Annotated in this window: 15 protein-coding genes; 10 read left to right on the forward strand and 5 right to left on the reverse strand. The window is 59.8% G+C overall.

Going from position 1 to position 21,454, the window contains the following annotated elements; genetic code table 11:
- Positions 1 to 5 precede the first annotated feature (5 nt).
- From ABOK31_RS30065 to ABOK31_RS30080, 4 genes are all read left to right on the forward strand, one after another.
- Positions 6 to 2,123 carry an SMP-30/gluconolactonase/LRE family protein gene (locus tag ABOK31_RS30065; protein ID WP_349962631.1) on the forward strand — a complete coding sequence of 706 codons (2,118 nt, stop codon included), beginning with the start codon at positions 6 to 8 and terminating at the stop codon, positions 2,121 to 2,123.
- Positions 2,120 to 3,214, forward strand: coding sequence for an SMP-30/gluconolactonase/LRE family protein (locus tag ABOK31_RS30070; protein WP_349962632.1), 1,095 nt, complete (start codon positions 2,120 to 2,122; stop codon positions 3,212 to 3,214). The genes ABOK31_RS30065 and ABOK31_RS30070 overlap by 4 nt, the downstream gene beginning before the upstream one ends.
- 1 nt (position 3,215) lies before the next feature.
- Positions 3,216 to 4,709, forward strand: coding sequence for a sugar ABC transporter ATP-binding protein (locus ABOK31_RS30075; RefSeq protein ID WP_349962633.1), 1,494 nt, complete (start codon positions 3,216 to 3,218; stop codon positions 4,707 to 4,709).
- A 156-nt stretch (positions 4,710 to 4,865) separates the two neighbouring features.
- Positions 4,866 to 5,762 carry a LysR family transcriptional regulator gene (locus ABOK31_RS30080; RefSeq protein WP_349962635.1) on the forward strand — a complete coding sequence of 299 codons (897 nt, stop codon included), beginning with the start codon at positions 4,866 to 4,868 and terminating at the stop codon, positions 5,760 to 5,762.
- Positions 5,763 to 5,868: 106 nt separating this feature from the next.
- Here the strand turns inward: ABOK31_RS30080 and ABOK31_RS30085 are convergent, their stop codons facing one another.
- The gene (locus tag ABOK31_RS30085) at positions 5,869 to 7,365 is read right to left on the reverse strand and encodes an aldehyde dehydrogenase family protein (RefSeq protein WP_349962636.1); all 1,497 of its coding nucleotides are present in this window, start codon (positions 7,363 to 7,365) and stop codon (positions 5,869 to 5,871) included.
- Positions 7,366 to 7,512: 147 nt separating this feature from the next.
- Here ABOK31_RS30085 and ABOK31_RS30090 point away from each other — a divergent pair, with 147 nt between their 5' ends.
- From ABOK31_RS30090 to serA, 3 genes are all read left to right on the forward strand, one after another.
- Positions 7,513 to 8,259 (forward strand): glucose 1-dehydrogenase, encoded by a 747-nt coding sequence (locus ABOK31_RS30090; RefSeq protein ID WP_174172610.1) that lies wholly within the window; start codon positions 7,513 to 7,515, stop codon positions 8,257 to 8,259.
- A 10-nt stretch (positions 8,260 to 8,269) separates the two neighbouring features.
- Complete coding sequence (locus ABOK31_RS30095) at positions 8,270 to 9,367, forward strand: isocitrate/isopropylmalate dehydrogenase family protein (RefSeq protein ID WP_349962638.1); 1,098 nt, start codon at positions 8,270 to 8,272, stop codon at positions 9,365 to 9,367.
- Between the two features lie 287 nt (positions 9,368 to 9,654).
- Entirely contained in the window at positions 9,655 to 10,893 is a 1,239-nt protein-coding gene (gene serA, locus ABOK31_RS30100) for a phosphoglycerate dehydrogenase (protein ID WP_174172612.1), read from the forward strand.
- Between the two features lie 72 nt (positions 10,894 to 10,965).
- On the opposite strand, the gene ABOK31_RS30105 is transcribed toward serA, so the two are convergent.
- The 3 genes from ABOK31_RS30105 to ABOK31_RS30115 form a co-directional block, all read right to left on the reverse strand.
- A complete protein-coding gene (locus ABOK31_RS30105) occupies positions 10,966 to 14,100 on the reverse strand; it encodes an efflux RND transporter permease subunit (protein WP_174172613.1) in 3,135 nt (1,044 codons plus the stop codon).
- A 54-nt stretch (positions 14,101 to 14,154) separates the two neighbouring features.
- Positions 14,155 to 15,273 (reverse strand): efflux RND transporter periplasmic adaptor subunit, encoded by a 1,119-nt coding sequence (locus ABOK31_RS30110; RefSeq protein WP_349962639.1) that lies wholly within the window; start codon positions 15,271 to 15,273, stop codon positions 14,155 to 14,157.
- Positions 15,274 to 15,557: 284 nt separating this feature from the next.
- Positions 15,558 to 17,045 (reverse strand): GMC oxidoreductase, encoded by a 1,488-nt coding sequence (locus tag ABOK31_RS30115; protein ID WP_349962641.1) that lies wholly within the window; start codon positions 17,043 to 17,045, stop codon positions 15,558 to 15,560.
- A gap of 123 nt (positions 17,046 to 17,168) precedes the next feature.
- Here ABOK31_RS30115 and ABOK31_RS30120 point away from each other — a divergent pair, with 123 nt between their 5' ends.
- Complete coding sequence (locus ABOK31_RS30120) at positions 17,169 to 18,053, forward strand: sugar phosphate isomerase/epimerase family protein (protein ID WP_349962642.1); 885 nt, start codon at positions 17,169 to 17,171, stop codon at positions 18,051 to 18,053.
- Positions 18,054 to 18,078: 25 nt separating this feature from the next.
- Here the strand turns inward: ABOK31_RS30120 and ABOK31_RS30125 are convergent, their stop codons facing one another.
- The gene (locus ABOK31_RS30125) at positions 18,079 to 18,927 is read right to left on the reverse strand and encodes a sugar phosphate isomerase/epimerase family protein (protein WP_349962643.1); all 849 of its coding nucleotides are present in this window, start codon (positions 18,925 to 18,927) and stop codon (positions 18,079 to 18,081) included.
- Positions 18,928 to 19,506: 579 nt separating this feature from the next.
- Between ABOK31_RS30125 and ABOK31_RS30130 the strand changes: the two genes are divergently transcribed.
- Together ABOK31_RS30130 and galE are read left to right on the forward strand one after the other, a co-directional pair.
- On the forward strand, positions 19,507 to 20,481 hold the full coding sequence (locus ABOK31_RS30130) for a UDP-glucuronic acid decarboxylase family protein (protein ID WP_349962644.1): 975 nt from the start codon (positions 19,507 to 19,509) through the stop codon (positions 20,479 to 20,481).
- Positions 20,478 to 21,452, forward strand: a complete 975-nt coding sequence (gene galE / locus ABOK31_RS30135) for a UDP-glucose 4-epimerase GalE (RefSeq protein WP_349962646.1) — start codon at positions 20,478 to 20,480, stop codon at positions 21,450 to 21,452. Before ABOK31_RS30130 ends, galE begins: the two co-directional genes overlap by 4 nt.
- The last annotated feature ends 2 nt before the right edge of the window (positions 21,453 to 21,454 follow it).

The raw sequence follows: 21,454 nt of genomic DNA on the forward strand, positions 1-21,454 counted from the left end.
AACAGATGAGCATGGCTGAAAGCCTGATACGATTGCGCTATCGCGTCCTCCCCGACCATGTGGTCGGGGAAATCCTCGCGAAGAAATGGATCGACAGCGTCATTCCCTTTTTCGCGCTGATCCTGCTGTGTGCAATTTTTGGGTCGATCGTCCCGGGATTCTTCGACGTTGCGACATTGACCAATCTCAGCGGCCAAACCGCTGAACTGGGTCTAATCGTGCTCGGGCTGACGATCGTTATGATATCGGGCGGCATCGATCTTTCAATCGGATCGACCTTCGCCCTCACCGTCCTGGCCGCGCTCTATGGCATGAATGTCGCCCAATGGAGCTTCGGTGTCGGGCTTGCCGCCACCTTGGCCGTCGGCGCGACCTGCGGGGCGATCAATGCCTTCATGGTGGGCATTCTGCGGATGCGCGCCTTCCTGACTACGCTCGTCACGCTGATCATCTTTCGCTCGACCTTTGAGATCATCTTTCCGCAGGTGTCGACGGCGTTGGTGACCAGCTCTCCGGATTCGCCACTCTACGACTATCTGGGCCTTGGTCACATCGGCGGCATACCCGTGTCCTTCGCCTTCTTTGTCATCGTCGCGATCATCCTGCACATCGTGCTGTCGCGCGGCCGCTACGGCTGGCGGCTATTCGCCGTCGGCGGCGCTCGTCGATCGGCCTACAATGCCGGCATCAACGTGCGCTTGACCGTGTTCAGCGCCTACGTGGTCTGCTCCGTGTTCGTCGCGCTCGCCGCCTTCCTGTTCTGCGCCCGCATCGGCAGTGCAGCCTCCGACATTGGCTCCGGCCTCGAACTCCAGGCGCTGACCGCCACCGTCCTCGGCGGCATTTCCCTCGGTGGCGGACGCGGCTCGGTGGCGAAGGCCCTGATGGGTGTCGTTTTCGTCCTCGTCCTCTCCAACAGCCTGCTGACGCTTGCCGTACCCGGCCCGGTCAACGACCTGACCCTGGGCTTCGTGCTGCTTGCCTCGGTCTTCCTCGATGTCCGATGGGTCAAAAATCGCCATAAGATCTTGCGTAGCGTCTATATCTCGCCCACCTTTGCCAAGATGCCGGAGGCGGTTTCCACCGCCCCGGGCATGCCGATGGCGGTCAATGATCGCCTGAAGGATGTCGGCGTGATCGGACTTGGCATCCTTGACGGCGCCGAGGACGTGATCTTCGACCGGGAAGACCGGCTCTATACCGGAAGCCGCCAAGGCGAGATCCTGCGCTTTTATCCGCCCGACTATACCCGCCGTGAGGTCTTTGCCCATATCGGCGGGGCACCGCTCGGCATGGCCTTCGACCGGCAGGGCAATCTCGTCGTCTGCGTCGCCGGCATGGGCCTTTATCAGGTGTCTCCGGCCGGCGAAGCGAAGCTTCTCACGGCCGAGACAAATCGCAGCCTGACATCGGTCGTCGACGACAGCACGATGAAACTCGCCGACGACTGCGACATCCTTCCCGATGGGCGGATCGTATTTTCCGAAGCGACCGTGCGCTTTGAAATGCACGACTGGTACGCCGATGCGCTTGAAAGCCGCGGCAACGGCCGCATCATCGTTCACGATCCGGCAAGCGGCGTTACCCGGACATTGATTTCCAACCTCGTATTCCCGAACGGCGTCTGCACATCCTTCGACGGACAATCGGTCCTCTTCGCCGAAAGCTGGGCGTGCCGCATCAACCGCTATTATTTCACCGGACCCAAGGCCGGCAAGCTCGAACGGGTGATTGAGGGCCTGCCAGGCTATCCGGACAACATAAACCGCGCGTCCGACGGCACTTATTGGCTGGCATTGATGGGCATGCGGACACCCGCGCTCGATCTGTCGCTGGAAATGCCCGGCTTTCGCCGGCGGATGGCACGGCGCGTGTCCGAAGACGCCTGGCTGATGCCCAATCTCAACACCGGCTGCGTGCTGCGTTTTAATGAAAAAGGCGAAATCCTCGAAAGCTTCTGGGATCAGACGGGCGAAAAGCATCCGATGATTACGTCGATGCGCGAGCACAAGGGCATGCTTTATCTCTGCGGCATCTTCAATAACCGCATGGGTACGCTCCCGCTGCCGGGAGCTGACAAGACCTGGTTCAGTACCGATTCCTACTGGGGCAAACCGGCATGAGACCATTCGGAGAATTCCTCGACCGCTTCCTGGGCCGCGGCGCCTGGGCCGTCACCGTCCCGACTTTCGACGGACCACTTTTACCGAACCAGAAGCTGGAAGAGGCAGAGACGCTTGCGCTGCTCGAAGCAGCGGACAACCTGATATCGACACCCAAGGGCATTCTCGTTTCGAGCGGCAAGCGCCTCCTGCGCATCCAGCCCAATGGCGGTATGGAGGAGGTTGCCAGCTTTCCTCAGGATATCACGGCGCTCGCCACGGCGCGCGGCATGACGGCAGTCGCACTCGATGGCGAAGGCGTCGCTATCCGTGGCGGCGCCCATGACGGCGCGGCTTTCAAGAGCACGGCCAATGTAAACCTTAATTGCGTGACGGCGCTGACCTTCCTGAACAACGATACGTTGCTCGTCGCCAATGGCTCGACGACATCAGGCGTCTCCGGCTGGCGACGCGATCTCATGCAGAAGGGCTGTTCCGGCAGCCTTTTGAAGATCGATCTGGGCGCGCGCAAGGTCGATCTCGTAAAGTCGGATCTTGCCTGGCCGGCAGGCGTGGCGACAACCGGCTCCAACCGCATCTTCGTCAGCGAGGCATGGCGACACCGGGTCATATCGATCGATCTCGCTTCCGGACAGGTTGAAAACGCGCTCGAACACCTGCCCGCCTACCCGGCACGCATCGCCCCTGCCGTCGATGCAGGCTACTGGCTGACGTTTTATTCGACGCGCAACCAGCTGGTGGAATTCATTTTACGCGAGGATCGCTATCGCGAACGCATGCTGGCGGAGGTTCCTGAGGCGTTTTGGATGGCGCCGTCACTGAGTTCCTGGAGCTCTTACCAGGAACCAATGCAGGGCAGCCAGCTCAAGCAGATGGGCGTCCTTAAACCCTATGCCGTGACCCGCTCTTACGGGCTTGTTGTCAATTGCGACTCGCAGATGCGGCCGCTGGCGAGCTTTCATTCGCGCGCCGACGGCAAGGCGCACGGAACTGTGGCGGCCTGCGAACATGGCGACGACCTGATCGTGGCGTCGCGCGGCGGTTCCAAGGTCCTCAGGCTCTTCGGTGCGGCGAACGGGCAGCGAGGTTGACATGGGCAACATCATCGAATTCACAAATGCGACCAAGACCTTCGGCGGCATAGCGGCCTTCCGCAATGTCGATTTCACGCTGGAGCCGGGTGAGATCCATGCGCTCCTTGGCGAAAACGGCGCGGGAAAGTCGACGCTGACCAAGGTGATGTCCGGGGTCTATCGCCTCAGCGAGGGTAAGCTCTCTTATGATGGCCGCGAGGTGGATTTCGGTTCGCCATCGGAAGCCCTGAAGGCGGGCATTGCCATGGTGTTCCAGGAAACCAACCTGGTGCCGGCAATGACCGTGGCGCAGAACCTCTATCTGGGCGAGGAAAAGCTATTCAACCGTCTGCGCGGCCTCAACATCCAGGCCCGGCAGTTCCTCGTCGGCATGGGGTTCCAGGTCGATCCGACCGCGCAGGTGAGCACGCTCGGCGCAGCCCATAAGCAGATGGTCGAAATCGCCCGCGCCGTGCATCACAAGGCGAAGGTCATCATTTTCGACGAGCCGACAGCGACGCTGACACCAGAGGAAAAGCGCCACTTCTTCAATCTTGTGGGCCGGCTGGTCAAAGCCGGGGTGGCGATAGTCTTCATCACCCATGCGCTCGAGGAAGCATTGCAGGTCGCCAACCGCATCACGGTGATGCGCGACGGTGAAATCGTTGCCACCGGCAAGGCTGGAGATTTCAGCCGGAATTCCATCGTCCAGGCAATGGTGGGCCGCAACCTCTCCGAAACTCTGCACGGATCGGCAAGGCGCGTTCCACGCAGCTATGGCGAAAAGGTCCTGTCGGTGGAGAATTTGTCCTGCGCCGGCCTGGTGCGGAACTCGTCCTTCTCCGTCTTCGCAGGCCAGGTCACCGGCATGTTCGGGCTTGTCGGCGCCGGCCGAACGGAGATGGCCAAAGTGATCTCCGGCGTGATGAAGCGGAACCTGTTTCATGGCGGCGAAATCCGGCTCTTCGGCAAGTCAGTGCGCTACCGCGTCCCGCGGCCGGCCATGCTCGACGGCATCGTCTATGTTACCGAGGACCGCAAGCTCGATGGCTTCTTCGAGACGATGACCGGCGGCGAGAACCTGCAGATCGGTGAATTGTCCAATGGCGTCAACCCGTTCTCGATCGTCTCGCTGGCGCGAGCCAAGGAATTGGTCGCCGATTGGGGCGCTCGGCTTCGGCTCAAGCAAATCAACGATCAGGCGCGGATGATCGAGCTATCAGGCGGAAATCAGCAGAAGGTGGTGATCGCCAAATCGCTGATCCAGAAACCGAAACTGATCATTTTCGACGAGCCGACGCGCGGCGTCGATGTCGGCGCCATTGTCGAGATTCATCAGCTGATCAGCGATCTCGCCGACAATGGCATGGCCGTCGTCGTCATCTCCTCCTACCTGCCGGAAATCATGGCCGTTTCCGATCGAATTCTCGTGGTCAAGCGCGGCCGTGTTGTCGAAGAAATGATGGCATCGGATGCCTCCGAAGAGAAAATCATGTTTGCAGCCGTTCATTGATCCCCTCCCAATTCAGGCATCTCAATAGGTCGCTTGCGCCGAGCATCGCAGGCGGCTTTTTTCTACGGTCGATCTTGTCATGATCGCATGGCGGAATATGCTGACGTTCGGAGGGGTCGATCGGTATCGATCGGCGCAAGTGAGACCATAATAATCATGCCGAATATCAATTTGAAATTGCTGCAAACCTTTCTTCTTGCAGCGGAATCCGGAAGCTTTCGGAAGGCTGCGGAAGAAAGCAACCGATCGCCTTCTGCAGTCAGCATGCAGATCAAGGATCTCGAGGAGCAGATAGGCCTCAGCCTGTTCACACGCACGCCGCAGAGGGTCAATCTCACCAACGAGGGCCAGGCGCTATTCGAGGAGATTGGGCGGGCCATGGCCGATGTGCAGGCAAGCCTAGACAAGCTGACGGAACTGGCCGCCCGTCGCAAAGGAAAAATCCAGATCGCTTGCGCCCCGACCCTTGCCACCAGCCGCCTCGGTGACATCTTGTCGACCTTCAAGCTGCGTTATCCACGCAGCGTGGTCGAGGTGCAGGAAACCCCGCCGCAGGCAGCGCTTGCCATGCTGCAGCAGCAAGAAGTCGAATTCTACATCGGCCCGGAGGTACCCAACCTCAACGACTTCCATTTCGAATCGATCATTGACGATCCGCTCGTCGCCTGCATCCCTGAAGAACTCTATGCGGGTGAAAAGACGATCCGGCTGGACGCAATCACCCAGTTCCCGCTGATCATGCTCAATCGCAAGACCGCCGTTCGCGGCCTCGTCGATCGCCTGACGCGCGAGGAAGGCATCGAGCTCAATGTCCAGTATGAAGTCGAGAGCGCGCAGACCGCCTTGGCGCTTGCCTCGTCAGGGCTCGGCGTATCGATCGTGCCAGGCATCGCACTCGGGCGGAATGTCGACCGCCGCATCCGCGTCGTGCCGCTCGACAATCCCAACGCCCGACGAGCTGTCGGCATCATCACCACTCGTGGCTATGTGCAGCAGCGCTATGCCGAACAGCTTATCGCCCTCATTCGGACCAATCTGCGCGGCGAGGGCTGAGCGCCTGGAGCAGTTCAGCGCTTCACGGAATCTCTGAACTGCTCTATCTCTTTGTTTTCACGCAATTCCGGACGGAAAACCGCTAGACACTTTTCCTGGAATTGCTTTAGTCGGTCTGTATCCACACGGCCTTGGTTTCAAGATATTCGTGAAGGTGCTCAATGCCACCTTCGCGCCCGTAGCCGGACATCTTCATGCCGCCGAAGGGCACGGCCGGATCGAGCGCGTGATACATGTTCACCCAGACCGATCCCGCCTTGATGCGGCGCACCAGCTTGTGCGCCATTCCGAGATTCTGCGTGAAGACGCCAGCCGCCAGGCCATAGGGCGATGCATTGGCGCGCTCGACGGCTTCATCGATCGTATCGAAGGGCATGGCTGAAATGACCGGCCCGAAGATCTCCTCGCGGGCGATTTTCATCTCGTCCTTGACATCGCCGAACACGGTCGGGGCAATGAAGTTTCCCTTATCGTAGAGAGACCCGGAAAGGCGCGTGCCGCCCGCAACCAGCGCGGCGCCTTCGCTCTGCCCGGATGCAATAAAGCTCTCAACGACCTGCGCCTGACGGACAGAAATCAGCGGCCCGATATCGGTATCAACGTCAATGCCATGACCGATCCGCAGCGAGCGGGCAAAATCGCCGACTTTGGTGACAAACTCATCGTGGATTTCGCGCGCCACGAACAAGCGCGAGCCGGCGATGCAGATCTGTCCGGAATGGGCAAAGACCGCCATGGCCGCGATCGGCACGGCGCGGTCTATGTCAGCGTCGCGGCACACGATCACCGGCGACTTGCCGCCAAGCTCGAGCGAAACCCGTTTCAGATTGCCGACCGCGGCACGGGCGATCGATTGCCCGGTGACGGTAGACCCCGTAAAGACGATCTTGTTGACGTCGGGATGTTCGGCCAGCCGGGCACCGGCGACCGAGCCCTTGCCGGTGACGATGTTGACCACTCCGTCCGGTACGCCGGCCTCTTGCATGAGTTTGGCGATCAGCAGCGGGGTGAGTGGCGCATCCTCCGAAGGTTTGAGCACCACCGTGCAGCCTGTCGCCAGCGCCGGAGCAATCTTCCAGATCGATGCCGCGGTGGGCGCATTCCAGGGAATAATCGCGCCGACGACCCCGATCGGCTCCCGGCGGGTGAAAGTCACGATCTCGCCGGGAATTGAATTGTCGATCACCTCGCCATGAAGCGCGGTCGCCATGCCGGCATAAAACCGCAGCATTCCGATGACCCGCCGCTTGTTGGCAAGCGTGCGCATGATCGGCATGCCCATGTTCAGCGTGTCGGAAACCGAAAGACGCTCCCAGTTCTCCTCGAACAAGTCCGCGATTTTCAGCAGCAGCGTCTGGCGCTCATAGGGTGAGAACCTCGACCACGGCCCTTCCAGAGCCCGACGCGCCGCGGCAACGGCGCGGTCGACATCGGCGGCGGCGGCGAGCGGAACAGTTGCAAGGACCGCCCCTGTTGCCGGATTATAGGTCTCGCTGACTTCACCGGATTGGGCGGCAACCCATTGGCCGCCGATGAACATCGGCCGGAAGCCGCCGTCGTAAAGCTCAGCCGCCATCTGCTTGGCGTCGAAAGTCAGTGTCATGGCGCGGTCTCCCAGTTTCATTCTGCAGTCGATATTCACTATCAGATCGCCACAACACAAATAAAGAAACCTAAAAAGGCGTTCAGATAATCGGACTGTGAAATCGCTCCGACTTATCCGATGCTGAAGCAAATGGAGGATCTTGATATGCGTCTTAAGGGAAAAGTGGCGATCGTCACCGGTGGCGGATCGGGTTTCGGAGAAGGAATCCTTCGGAAATTCGTAGAGGAAGGTGCGCAGGTCGTTCTCGTCGACCGCGACCTCGCTGCCGCGGAGCGCGTAGCGGCGCAGTACGACGGATCGGTCGTGCCGCTTGCCGGCGATGTCGCCACGCTCGATAGCCTCGTCGCAGCGCGGGATCTGGCACTGGCACGGTTCGGCGGTCTGCATATCCTCGTCAACAATGCCGGCATCGGACAGCCGCCGATGCCGATGGAGGATATGGACGAAGGCCTGTTCGATCGCATCTTCAATGTCAACATCCGCTCGATCTACAATGGGGCGCGGGCGGTGCTGCCGCATTTCAAGGCTGAGCGGCAAGGCGCCATTCTGAACGTCGCCTCCACGGGCGGCGTCTCCCCTCGCCCCAACCTCACCTGGTACAACGCCTCGAAAGGATGGGGCATCGCCGCCACCCGCGCGATGGCCGTGGAACTTGCTCCCTTCGGAATTCGCGTCAACGCGATCAATCCCGTTGCCGGCGACACGCCGCTGCTGTCGACCTTCATCGGCTCCGACAGCGACGAAAGCCGGGCGCGGATCGTCGCCACCATTCCGATGGGACGGCTTTCGACACCTGCAGACATGGGCAACGCCGCCGCTTTTCTGTGCTCGGACGAAGCAAGCATGATCACCGGCGTCGATCTCAATGTCGATGGCGGCAAGTGTATCTGAAGAGGCTGTCATGAAGGATATCTATGAGATTGCCGTGGTTCATGGCGACGGGATCGGTCCGGAGGTCTGCGCGGCGGCGGTCGATGTCGTCAAGGCCGCCCTCGGTAATCGTTCGCCCCTCAATTTCCGGGAATATCCAGCGGGGGCGGAGCATTTCCTCAAAACGGGCGAGAGCTTTCCTGAGCCCACCTTCAACGCCTGCCGAAATGCCGATGCGATCCTGCACGGTGCCGGCGGGATACCGGGTGTGGTCCATCCCGACGGGACGGAGGCAGGGCTGGATTTTACCCTCAGGCTGCGTTTCGAGCTTGATCTTTATGCCAATATCCGGCCGATCCGCCTTTTCGAAGGCGTTGCCTGCCCGCTTGCTGGCGTAAAGGCAGGCGAGATCGATTACATCATCCTGCGCGAGAACAGCGAAGGGCTCTACGCTGCCCGCGGCGCCGGCGTGCAACTGCGTGGCGAACTTGCCGTCGACAGCCTGGTTCAAACCCGCTCCGGTGTCGAGCGGATCGTGCGCAAGGCCTTCGAGCTTGCGCGTCAATCGAATGGCGCGCCCAGGGACGGTGTGAAACGCGTGACCTGCTGCGACAAGGCCAATGTCCTGCGCAGTTACGCTTTCTTTCGGTCGGTGTTCGACCTCGTCGCGCCGGACTATCCCGACATCGAAACGGAATATGTGCTGATCGATGCCATGACCATGCATCTCGTGCTCAAGCCCGGCCATTTCAACGTGATCGTCACCGAAAACATGTTCGGCGACATTATTTCCGATCTCGGCGCGGCGACCATCGGTGGCATGGGGCTGGCGCCCTCGGCCGAACTCGGCGATCGCAACGGCTTCTTCCAGGCAGCGCACGGCTCGGCTCCTGATATCGCCGGCAAGGGCATCGCCAATCCCTATGGAACGGTGCTCTCGGCAGCCGCCATGCTCGACTGGCTAGGGACAAAGCATGCCGATCGGGCGTTGTGCGAGGCCGCGTCCAACATCCGAAACGTCACGAATACGGCTCTGGCTGCGGGCTGCCTCAGCGCCGACCTCCGAGGCAACTGGAAATCGGCCGACATCACTCAGTTTCTATGCGAACGGCTTGCCCGATTGCATTGAACCGCTCCGACACGATAGTGATCGCATCTGTCCTTCGAGTGGCTTAGGCACGGATCGTCGATCGCTCGATATCGGGATCGTCTTCAGGTCGACGGTGCGCCGCAGCTGTTGGGCAGTTTCCTTGATCATGATGAATTGCGGCAACAGAAGCCCATGTCTACTGGCGACATTGAGTTTGCTCTTGCGCTGTCCATGGGATGGTCGCTAAGTCATGCGACCGTGGCTGCGAGCTTTTTGGCGGACGAGCGGCGTCGGCCAAATAGAATTCGAGAATCAAGGGCAATTCAATGACCGGACAACTTTCTCTTCCTCGTGATCGGATCTCAGTCCTTCTATTGGAAGGGATCAGTCAGAGCGCGGTGGACTATTTTGCGTCATCCGGCTACGTCAATCTCACTCATCTGCCGAAGGCCCTCGATGACAAGGATCTCAAAAGTCATATAGCCGAAGCGCATATCATCGGCATTCGGTCGCGCACGCAGCTGACAGAAGAGATTTTCAGCTCTGCCAAGAAGCTGATGGCAGTCGGCTGTTTTTCCGTGGGAACCAATCAGGTCGATCTGGATGCGGCCCGCCGACGCGGGATCCCGGTGTTCAACGCCCCCTATTCGAATACGCGCTCGGTCGCCGAACTCGTCATCGGCGAGATCGTCATGCTGACCAGACGGATTTTCCCGCGTTCGGCTTCCGCTCATGAAGGTGGATGGGACAAATCCGCCGAAGGCAGTCGCGAGATGCGCGGGAAAACGCTTGGTATCGTCGGCTACGGCAACATCGGCTCGCAGCTCAGCGTTCTTGCGGAAAGCATGGGCATGAACGTTCGCTATTTTGATCCATCAGACAAGCTTCGCCACGGCAATTCAGAATCCATGGCGTCGCTCGGTGAACTGCTGGAAATCTCAGATTTCGTGACGATGCATGTTCCCGAAACCAGCTCGACGCAAAACATGATAACCGAGGCCGAGCTGCGCAGAATGAAAAAGGGAGCCTTTTTCATCAACAATTCCCGCGGGACGGTGGTCGATCTCGACGCGCTTGCGAAGGTTTTGAAAGAGGGGCATCTCGCAGGCGCGGCAGTCGACGTGTTCCCCAAGGAACCGGCATCGAACAAGGAACGCTTCGAAACGCCGCTGCAAGGTTTGGACAATGTGATCCTCACTCCGCATATTGGCGGGTCGACCGAAGAAGCCCAGGAACGTATCGGAAGGGAAGTTTCCAGGAAGCTTGTGGAATATTCCGATGTCGGGTCGACGCTGGGCGCGGTCAATTTCCCCCAAGTTCAATTGCCGCCGCGTCCAAACGGCACGCGTTTCATCCATGTTCACGAAAATCGCCCTGGTATCCTGAACAGTCTCAATACGATCTTTTCATCGCGCGGACTGAATATCGTCGGCGAGTTCCTGCAGACACACGGCGAAACGGGCTACGTGGTTATTGAAGTCGAAGGCGTTGGCCAAACGGCGAACGAGATACTTGACACCCTTCGCCAGATCCCGGGAACGATACGAGCTCGATTGGTTTACTGACGGACATTGCCCCAGACCTGCCCCGTCCCGGTGGATTTCCGCCACCGGCATGAGGTTCACTGTTGCCCGGTCTTAGCGCAGGATTTTCAACTGTTCTTGTCCTACCTCCTCTCTGGGCGAGATCCGGCGGCTTTTGGTAAGCCACTTGGAAAATCCATCGAGATAGAGGTAGACAACGGGCGTGGTGAGCAAGGTTAGCGCCTGACTGACGGCCAGACCGCCGAACATTGCAAAGCCCAAAGGCTGGCGAAGTTCCGATCCTGTCCCATGACCAAGCATCAGCGGCACCGCCCCCAACATGGTTGCCATGGTGGTCATCATGATCGGCCGGAACCGGATCAATGCCGCTTTGCGTATCGCCTGCTCGCTCGTCAATCCCTCGCTGCGTTCTCCCTCGATGGCGAAATCGACCATCATGATGCCGTTCTTCTTGACGATGCCGATGAGAAGGATGACGGCGATCAATGCGATCAGACTGAAATCGTAGCCGAGCAGCATCAGCGTTGCCAGCGCCCCGACACCGGCCGATGGTAAGGTGGACAGGATGGTCAGGGGGTGAATATAGCTCTCGTACAAGACGCCGAGGATCAGATAGACCACGACGAGCGCGCCGACCAGCAAGAGCGGGATGGAGCCCAGCGACTGCTGGAATGCCTGGGCGGTGCCTTCGAAGCTGGTGTTGATCGATGCCGGCAGGTTCATCTGATGCAGAGCTGCATTGATCCTGTCCGTGGCGACGCCGATGGATGTGCCTGCCGCAAGGTTGAAGCTGATGGTAACGGAGGGGAACTGGCTTTCATGACTGATCTGGAGCGGCTGCACCGGTACGGTGGTCCAGTGCGCCAGCACGGAGAGCGGGACATCAGGGCCACTTGCAGATTTCACATACAGCTTATCCAGCGTGCTCACCTCGCTCTGCAGGTTCGGCAGCACCTCCATGATGACGTCATAACTCGACAGCTGGGTGAAATATTGCGCTATCTGACGCTGGCCGAAGGCGTCGTCCAGCGTGTTGTCGATCGCTTCCGGCTGAATGCCGTAACGCTGTGCCTGGGCGCGATCGATGGTCAGCGTGAGGGTTGAGCCGTTCGTCTGCTGGTCTGACGCGACGCCTTCGAGGCCGGGCAGTGTCTGCATCTTGGCGAGCACCTTCGGCGACCAGCTGTTGAGGGCGTCGATGTCGGCGCTGGTCAAGCTCATCTGGTACTGCGTGCGCGATGCGCGAGCGCCGACGCGCACGTCCTGCGCCGCCTGGAGGAAGAGGCGCGCGCCCTCGACTTTCTCCAGCTTTGGCTGCAGGCGCCGGATGATCTGGTCAGCACTCGCCTGACGCTGGTCGCGCGGCTTCAGGGTGATGAAAACCCGGCCCGTGTTCAAGGGATTGCCGACGCCGCCGACGGCCATGGCGACGCTCGCCACATCCGGATCCGCTTGAACGATGGTTCCGAGCTGCCGCTGACGGTCGAGCATCTTGGTGAAGGAAATGTCTTGTGCCGCTTCGGATTGTCCGGTGATCAGCCCTGTATCCTGCTGCGGAAAGAACCCCTTGGGTATCCAGATGAAGAGCAGCACGGAAAGGGCCAGCGATGCGAAGAAGACAGCAAGTGTAATCAGGCGGAACTTGAGCGCGAGATCGAGTGCCCATTCATAGCCATTCGTCATGGCATCAAACCCGCGTTCGCTGAGGGCGTAAAGTCTGCCGTGACGGGCTTCTTCGTTGTTTCGCAGGAAGCGTGATGCCAGCATCGGTATCAATGTCAGCGACACGAAGGCCGATACGGCAATGGTCATTGCGAGCGTTAGTGAAAACTCCCGGAACAATCGTCCGATGATGCCGCTCATCAATAAGAGCGGCAATAGAACGGCGACGAGTGAGAGGCTGATCGACAGGATCGTGAAGCCGATCTCGCCGGCACCAGCCATGGCCGCTTCGAAGCCGTCCATTCCCTCATCGATATGACGCTGGATGTTTTCCAAGACAACGATGGCGTCGTCGACCACAAAGCCGACCGCAATGGTGAGTGCCATCAATGAGAGATTGTCGAGCGTGAAGCCGGCAATCCACATCATCGCGCAGGCACCGAATAAGGCAAGCGGCACAGTCAGGCTTGGGATGAGCGTAGCCCGAACACTGCGCAGGAACACGAAGATGACGGCGACAACCAGCAGCACGGTGATCAGAAGCGTCGTGCGCACGTCGCTGACCGCGGCCCGGATTGTCTGCGTTCGATCGCTGAGGACGCCGATCTTGATACCGGGCTGCATCGACGCGGTCAGGCGCGGCAATTCAGCCGTGATACTGTCGACCGTCTGAATGACGTTTGCGCCCGGCTGCTTGAAGATGATCAGGAAGATGCCGCGCTTGCCATTGGCCCAGGCAGCCTGCTTGCTGTCCTGCGCCGCGGTGACAGCCTGGCCGATGTCGCGGATATAGAGCGGCGAACCGTTCTGATAGGTGATGATGACGTCGTTCCATTTCGATGCGTCGATAAGCTGGCCGTTGGTGTAGATGGTATAGCTTCGCGACGGGCCGTCGATATTGCCGGTGGGATTGTTTTCGGTAACGCCGTTCAGCTGCGTTCGCACGTCCTCCAGCGTCAAGCCCCTGACCGCCATCTTGCTCGGGTCCAGCTGCACGCGGATGGCCGGCTTTTGCTGTCCGCCATAAAGCACTTGCGCCACGCCGGGAAGCTGGCTGATCTGCTGGCCGAGCTTCGTTTCGACCTCGTTGTCGACCGTGGTCAGCGGCAGGGTGTCCGATGTCGCGGAGAGGAGAAGGATTGGCGAATCGGCGGGATTGACCTTGCGATAGGTCGGCGGGCTGGGCAGGTTGGTCGGGAGCTGGCCGCTGGCGGAATTGATGGCAGCCTGCACATCGTTGGCGGCGCCGTCGATATCTCGATCCAGATCGAACTGCAGGGTGATTTGCGTCGAACCAAGCGAGTTCAGCGACGTCATCTCGCTAACACCGGCGATCGAGGCGAAGGCGGTTTCGAGTGGCTGCGCGACCGACGAAGCCATGATGGTCGGGCTTGCCCCGGGCAACTGCACGGAAACCTGAATGGTCGGAAAATCCACTTGCGGCAGCGGCGCAACGGGCAGCAGCGGGTATGCCACTATGCCGACAAGCAGGATTCCCGCCATGATGAGCGAGGTGGCAATCGGATGTTTGATGAATGGCGACGACAGGCCACGAGACTGAGCCATGCGAGCTTCTCACTCTTGTAATTCAGTTGCACCGGAAACAGCGATTGTCAGGTCTTACTGGGCAGCCATTCTTGTCGCGGGCGGTGCGTCCGTGGCGATCTGCTGCTTGGCGTCGGCGACAAGGCTGCCGGGTTGCACACGATAGGAGCCATCGGTCACCACCATCTCGCCGGGCCTCACGCCATCACTCACCACGACATTGCCGTTGCCGGTCTCGGAGACCTTTATCGGGCGAACCTGTGCCTTGCGATCCGGCCCGACAATATAGGCGAACAGGCCATCGGGGCCGTGCTGCACGGCGTCGAGCGGAATCTGCACCACATTCTTCAGCGTCGAAATGGCCAGTTTGACCGTTACCGACTGTCCCGGCCAAAGCCCGTTGTCCGCATTCGCAAACGTCGCCTTGAGATTGATTGTGCCGGTTGCGACATTGATCTGGTTGTCGATGTACGAAAGCGTGCCTTGTGAGAGTACGGTCTTCCCATCCTCGCTAGTCACCTCTACCGGCACGTCGCCCGAAGCGAGCGCCTTGCTGACCGCCTGCAGTTGATCTTGCGGGGCCGGGAAGACCACGCTGATCGGCTGGACCTGCTCTATGGTGACGATACCGGTCGTATCGGTAGGCTGTACGAGGTTCCCCACGTCGATCAGGCTGAACCCCGCCCGTCCCGAGAATGGCGCAGAGATCCGGCAATAGGCCAGATTGACGCTGGCAGACTGGACAGCGGCTTCGTCCGCCTGCACCGTTCCCTGATCCTGAGCGACCAGTGCCACTTGGTCGTCCAACGTTACCTGCGGAGCTGTGTGCTGCGCGACCAGCTTGCTATCGCGATCGAGATCCACCTGAGCGCCTTTGTGCAGGGCCCGGTCATGCGCCAGTTGGCCTTTTGCCTGCGCGAGTGCGGCCTCATAGGTTTGCGTGTCGATCTCCACGAGCGGATCGCCCTTGCTCACCATATGCCCTTGCGTGAAATCGACCTTGGCTATGCGGCCGGTGATCTGCGAATGGACGGTGACGGTGTTTAGCGCCTGAACCGTTCCAAGCTCGTTCAGATTGACGAGGAAATCGTCCGATCGAGCGGGAGCAAGGGTGACCGGGACGCCAGGGGCCTGTGGCGGCTTTGCGCCATCTTTGACCACGGAGTGGTCAAGCCCGGTCAGCTCACGTTCCACATAGGTTCTCTCTATCCATCCCGTACTGATTGCTCCGATGATAAGAACGCAGACTATCAACGCTTTTGGGCTCTTGAGCCGAGAAGAACGCTGCAATTCGGCCATGTTCATCATTCCCTGAACGCGGCGACCGGGATTGGACGTCGTCAGGCAGCAAAAAACGCCGCGTGATGGCGAATGTTTGGCCATTGGACTGCACTATTGCGTGATCGCCAAGTGAGCAAAGCTTGGCAAAGCCAAGATCGGCCCCGAGTTTTTCCTCAATAATTCAGCTGGTCTGCCGATCAGGCGGTACGTCGATCAGCCGCGATCTGGCTGGCGCCAATGCTGGCAAGCGCGACGCTGAACAGGGTCGGGTTGGTGGCGGTCATCGTGGGAATGACACCATTGCCGGCGACGTAGAGGTTGTCGAAGCCCCAGACCTTGGAGTTCCTGTCACAAACGCTGGTGCCGTCGTCGCGTTCGCCCATGCGGATCGTGCCCTGGTAATGCAGCGACGAACCGACGGGCTGCACGAAGGTAGCGAAACCCGGAGCCGGGCGACCGATGATGGCGGAAATACGCTGGGCATGGCCCTTGGCCGCTTCGAGGCGCGCCTTGTCGCCTTCCGACTGACGCCACTGGATGGAGATGGCCGGCAGGCCGAGCCAGTCGCGACGATCGTCGTCGAAGATAACGCGGTTGTCAGCGCTAAGATCCGAGGGCACGAAAACGCCCATGCCGATCGGCTGGCCGCTCATATCGCTGGCATGTGGCATCGAGTGCAGGCTGGCTGGGGCGATAGTGACGGAATAGGGGAAATCCTTGGTGGCCGGAATCCAGCTCATCGCTGTCATCGGCACATCGGTCTGCATCTCCGTGATCTGCGAGACGATATAGTGATCGTTGATATAGCGGCCGAGCGCTTCGGGGCGGATGCCGGAGGCGTAGAGCAGCTGCGGGGAGTGCAGAGAGTCACACGCAACGACAACCGTGCCGGCGCTGACGATAAAGGTCTCTTGCGAGCCGGCGCGGGCAAGTTCGACACCCGTGACCCGGCCATTTTCATGGATCACGCGGCGGCAGGTGGTTTCAGAGAGAATATGAAAGCTATCCTCCGGCTCGTCGACGAGATCGCCGAGAACGACGTCGGTGCCGTGATAGCGCAGGCCATCGGGGCCTGGCGTCGCCGCGAGCGGCATGGGCTGAACGAAGCGATCGGGCGTCCGGCCAGGATCGAAGACCTCGCCCAGGCGCTCGCGCATGGCGATGGCTGCAACATCGCCGGCGCGTGGGTCCTTGTTGGTCCCGAGCAGTTTTGCCGACACGGCCAAAGCCTTATGCATCTCGTCGGTAGGGATGAAGGGCACCAGCTCGATCTCTGATGGGACCGGCGTGCCGGTCGACCATTTGGTGCCCATGCCGCCGACATTGGCGGCCGAGAAGCCGGCAAAAAGGTTTTCATCCTGGGCATCGGCATCGTTGGCGATGAAAAGGCCCGAGCGGCGCAGCAACGAATGATCGAAGCCACCGGCACGCCGGGCCTCCCATTCTTCCTTGTTGATCGGCATACGCGGGCTGCGGTCGCCACCCTGGGCACACACTTCGAAGGCCGCACGTTCATCGAGATCGGCGATATTGTCGAGATGTGCGCCCTTTTGCGGCAGGATCTGCGGGCCGGCTTCCACCATCAGAATGCGCGCTTCCGGCCAGTTATTCCTGATGACCCGTGCATAGGCCGAACCGGTCGGACCACTTCCGATGATGACGACGTCGGCAGACTGACCAGACATTCCTGCTATTCCCTATTGTTAAATCAATTTGATATCAAACAAAGATGTATTCTAGCCGATGTCAATCGGGATTGTTAAGTTACCGAACAAAGTTTTGGTGACAGCGCTCAAGGAGATGCCGCGATGAAGATAGGTCTGAGTTCATACAGTTTCCGTCCGTTGATGCAGAGCGGCGCCATGCAGATCGAGGATGCTTTTGCGTGGGTGGGCAAACATGGCGGCGATCATGTCGAACTGGCAACGCTCTCCGTCGCACCCGAAGGACAGGATCTTCAATATGAACTCGCCAATGACGCGGAGATGCTGGAGCGCCTGAAGGGCGCATCCCAGAAAAGCGGCGTGCCGCTTTCCGGCCTCTGCACATCAGGCAATTTCATCGACGACGGCGAGCGAGCATTCCAGCTTGGCCGACTGAAGCGCTATGTCGAGCTTTGCGACAAGCTTGGCGTCCGCTTCCTGCGCCACGATGTCGTGCCTTGGTCGCTCCGCGCAACGGAGCCCGGCCAGTTCGAAGCAGCATTCCCGGCGATCGCCGACGCCACGCATGAGCTTGCCGCGCATGCCGGGCGCTATGGCGTGACCACCAGTGTCGAGGATCACGGATTCTTCATGAATTCCAGCGAGCGGATCAGGCGGCTTCTGCATGCCGTCAATCTGCCGAGCTTCAAGCTGACCGTCGATATCGGCAACTTCCTCTGCGTCGACGAGAACCCGCTGACAGGAACGCGTGCATGCCTTTCCCAGGCAAGTTTCGTCCACTTGAAGGATTTTTACGTGCGCCAGACCGCGCCTGGCGCGGATTGGCTGCGGACGGTCGGCGGCCAGGCAATCCGCGGCTCCGTCTTCGGCTATGGCGACCTCCCCGTCAAATCGATCGTGGAGGACATCGTCGCCTCAGGCTATGACGGCTTTGTCTCGCTCGAATATGAAGGCAACGAGCCGACGCAATACGGTTGCGAAACCGGCTTGAAGAATGCGAAGGCGATGTTTGCGGCCGCTGGCCGCTGAACCTTGCCGTTCTGCAATCAAAAGACTAGAGCGCGGCGATCCGGTCGACGCGCCTTTTGAGATCGGCGAGGCGTTTGCGGTCGCCTCCCGGCACCTCGATCGAGGCCCAGCCGGAATAGCCGACATCGGACAGCGCCTTGTTGACGGCGGCCCAATCGCAGTCGCCATCGCCCAGCTCGACATTAAAGCCCTTCCACGGGCCTTCGCTGTTCATCTTTTCGAGACTGTATTCCTTGATGTCGATCTTCAGGATGCGCTTGCCGAGCGCCTCGATCCAATCCGTCGGCCGACCATAGCGCAGAACATTGCCGACATCGAAATACCAGCCGAGCTTCGGATGGTTGAAGCGATCGACGAAATCGGCCGCCTCCAGCGGGCTCAGCAGGAAGTCGTTCCACACATTTTCGAGCGCAATCGACACGCCGCTTTCTTCCGCGGCAGGCAGGATTTTTGCGATTTCCTCGCCAGCTCTCGCATAAGCGGCCTTGTAACTGGTGCCCGCATTGACGACGCCAGGCACAAGCAGCACCGTCGTGGCGCCATAGAGCTTTGCATCGTGAAGCGCCTTGACCATCGAATCGACACAGGCTTGACGCGCCACGGGATCAGGATCTGTCAGCGGGCGCTTCCAGTGCACGGCATTGACGAGGCCAGGAATATCAAGGCCGGTCTTGTCGTGGGCGCTCAAGACCTCGTCGAGCGGCAGATCATTGGGTGAATCGAGCTCGACCCCATCATAGCCGAGATCACGCAGGAGCTGGAATTTCTCCAGAATGGAAAGCGAAGGCTCCTCGACCATACCCCATTTCAGACTGATCTTCGCCAAGGGGCGGGCGGAAGCGGGCGAAGAGGAATTATTGGCGGATTCGGTCATCGATGGGTCTTTGCTTGGCATGAACGGATAGGCGGCGGCACTATGTCAGCCAATGCGAGGCCGATCAATCGGTCATCGGAAGGCAAGAAGCGAAGCTCGCCACACGCAGCTGAATGGATCGCGGTGGCGGCGCAGGTTGTCAGGCGACTTCGGCGACCCCCAAAAGGCGGCCTCGAGCGGAGCATCGGCAATATCGGCTTATAAAGGAATCAGGATTTTCTTATCAAGATCTGCAATCTTTAGGTGTGCCCATAGGCGGCGGCGTCAGTCTTGTGGTTGAAGATTTTCTCACCACAATTCCGTCGAGAAGACTTTCAACTTCCATCAGACCAAAGTCCGATCCATGACCGGACCTAGGTCCGAAGGCGCAATCTTTGGTCCTAATGCCATGGATTGCCCCGACCTTTGCGCCAGTTGTTTCCCGCGATGGAAGCGACGGCATACCCGGCCGCTATCGTATTGCATGCGGAGAAGGTCGATGAACATGAACGGCGTCCTTGAAAGCGACATCACAGCCCCGGCATCTGCCGCAGTTTCCGACAGCGGCAACTTCACGCTGCTGGCTGCGAGATAACCGGCATGCAGCAAACAAAGCGAATCCTGGTTACCGGCGGCGCAGGTTTTCTCGGCTCCTTCCTATGCGAACGGCTTTTGCGGGAAAAACACGAGGTTATCTGCGTAGACAATTTCTTTACAGGCCGGAAAAGCAATGTCTTTCATCTGCTTGACAACAAGTCCTTCGAAATCGTCCGCCACGACATCACCTTTCCCCTCTATGTGGAGGTGGATGAGATCTACAATCTTGCATGTCCAGCGAGCCCGGTTCATTACCAGTTCGATCCGGTGCAGACGACCAAGACCAGCGTCCACGGTGCGATCAACATGCTGGGGCTCGCCAAACGGGTCGGCGCCAAAATCCTGCAGGCCTCCACCTCCGAAGTCTATGGCGATCCCGAGATCCATCCACAACAGGAGGAATATTGGGGCCGGGTGAACCCGATAGGGCCGCGCTCCTGTTATGACGAAGGCAAGCGCTGCGCCGAGACCCTGTTCTTCGATTATTGGCGCCAGCACAAGCTGCAGATCAAGGTGGCGCGCATCTTCAACACCTACGGCCCAAGGATGCGCCCCGATGACGGCCGTGTCGTTTCCAACTTCATCGTGCAGGCGCTGCAGAACAAGCCGATAACGGTTTATGGCAGCGGCCAGCAGACGCGCTCGTTCTGCTATGTCGACGATCTTATCGACGGCCTGGTTCGCCTGATGGGAACAAAGGACGAGGTGACAGGCCCGATCAATCTCGGCAATCCAGCGGAATTTACGATGCTGGAGCTCGCCAACCTCGCGATAGAACTGACTGGAAGCCGCTCGACGATAAAATACCTGCCGTTGCCTGAGGATGATCCCAGACAACGGCAGCCGGATATCAGCGTCGCATCACGCGAACTCGGCTGGAAGCCGAGGGTTCAGTTGCGGGAAGGCCTTGCCAGAACTATCGCCTATTTCGAAGAGTTGCTGTCGTCAGGCCGTTCGCACGCGATCGCTGCCGAATGAGGACGGTCCTTGTCACCGGCGGAGCCGGCTATATCGGATCGCATTGCTGCAAGGCCTTCGCTGAGGCCGGGTGGTCGGTTGTCACCTATGACAATCTCTCTCGCGGCTGGCGTGACGCCGTGAAATGGGGGCCGCTGGTCGAAGGCGACATTGCCGACGCCGAGACGGTCGCGGCAACGTTGCGCCAATACCGCCCGGATGTGGTCGCCCATTTCGCGGCCTATGCCTATGTCGGCGAATCCGTCGAGTTTCCTGCGCTCTACTATCGGAACAACACATTCGGGACGCTGGTTCTTATCGAGGAGATGCTGAAAGCAGGTGTCGACAGGCTGATCTTTTCAAGCACCTGCGCCTCCTATGGCATTCCGACCCGTACGCCGATCGACGAGACCCATCCGCAGTGGCCGATCAATCCCTATGGATGGTCGAAATTCATGATCGAGCGGATGGTGGAGGATTTCTCGCGCGCCCGCGGTCTCAACGCGGTGATGCTGCGATATTTCAATGCAGCCGGCTGCGATCCCGATGGCGAGATCGGTGAGCGGCACGAGCCCGAGACCCATGTCGTGCCGCTCGCCATAGAAGCGGCGATCAGATCTGGCCGAACCTTCACCATCAACGGCACCGACTTCGACACGCGCGACGGCACCGCCATCCGCGACTACATCCATGTCAGCGATCTCGCGCAGGCACATGTCTTTGGCGGAGAGAAGCTGTTGCGCGATGAGGGGGTGCATGTCTACAACCTCGGTACCGGCAACGGGACGACCGTTAGGGAATTGGTCGATGCTGTCAGCCGCGTTTCCGCGCGAAGCCTTCCCGTTGCCTATGGTCCCCGCAGAGCCGGCGATCCACCGGCTCTCGTCGCTGCGGCCGATAAAGCCGAGCGCGAGCTTGGATGGGTGCCCAGGAATTCCAGCATCGACAGGATCATCGAGACGGCACTCGCCTGGTATCGCAGCCGGATGTGATC

It is taken from the genome of Rhizobium sp. ZPR4 (genome assembly GCF_040215725.1).
Taxonomy (GTDB): domain Bacteria; phylum Pseudomonadota; class Alphaproteobacteria; order Rhizobiales; family Rhizobiaceae; genus Rhizobium; species Rhizobium rhizogenes_D.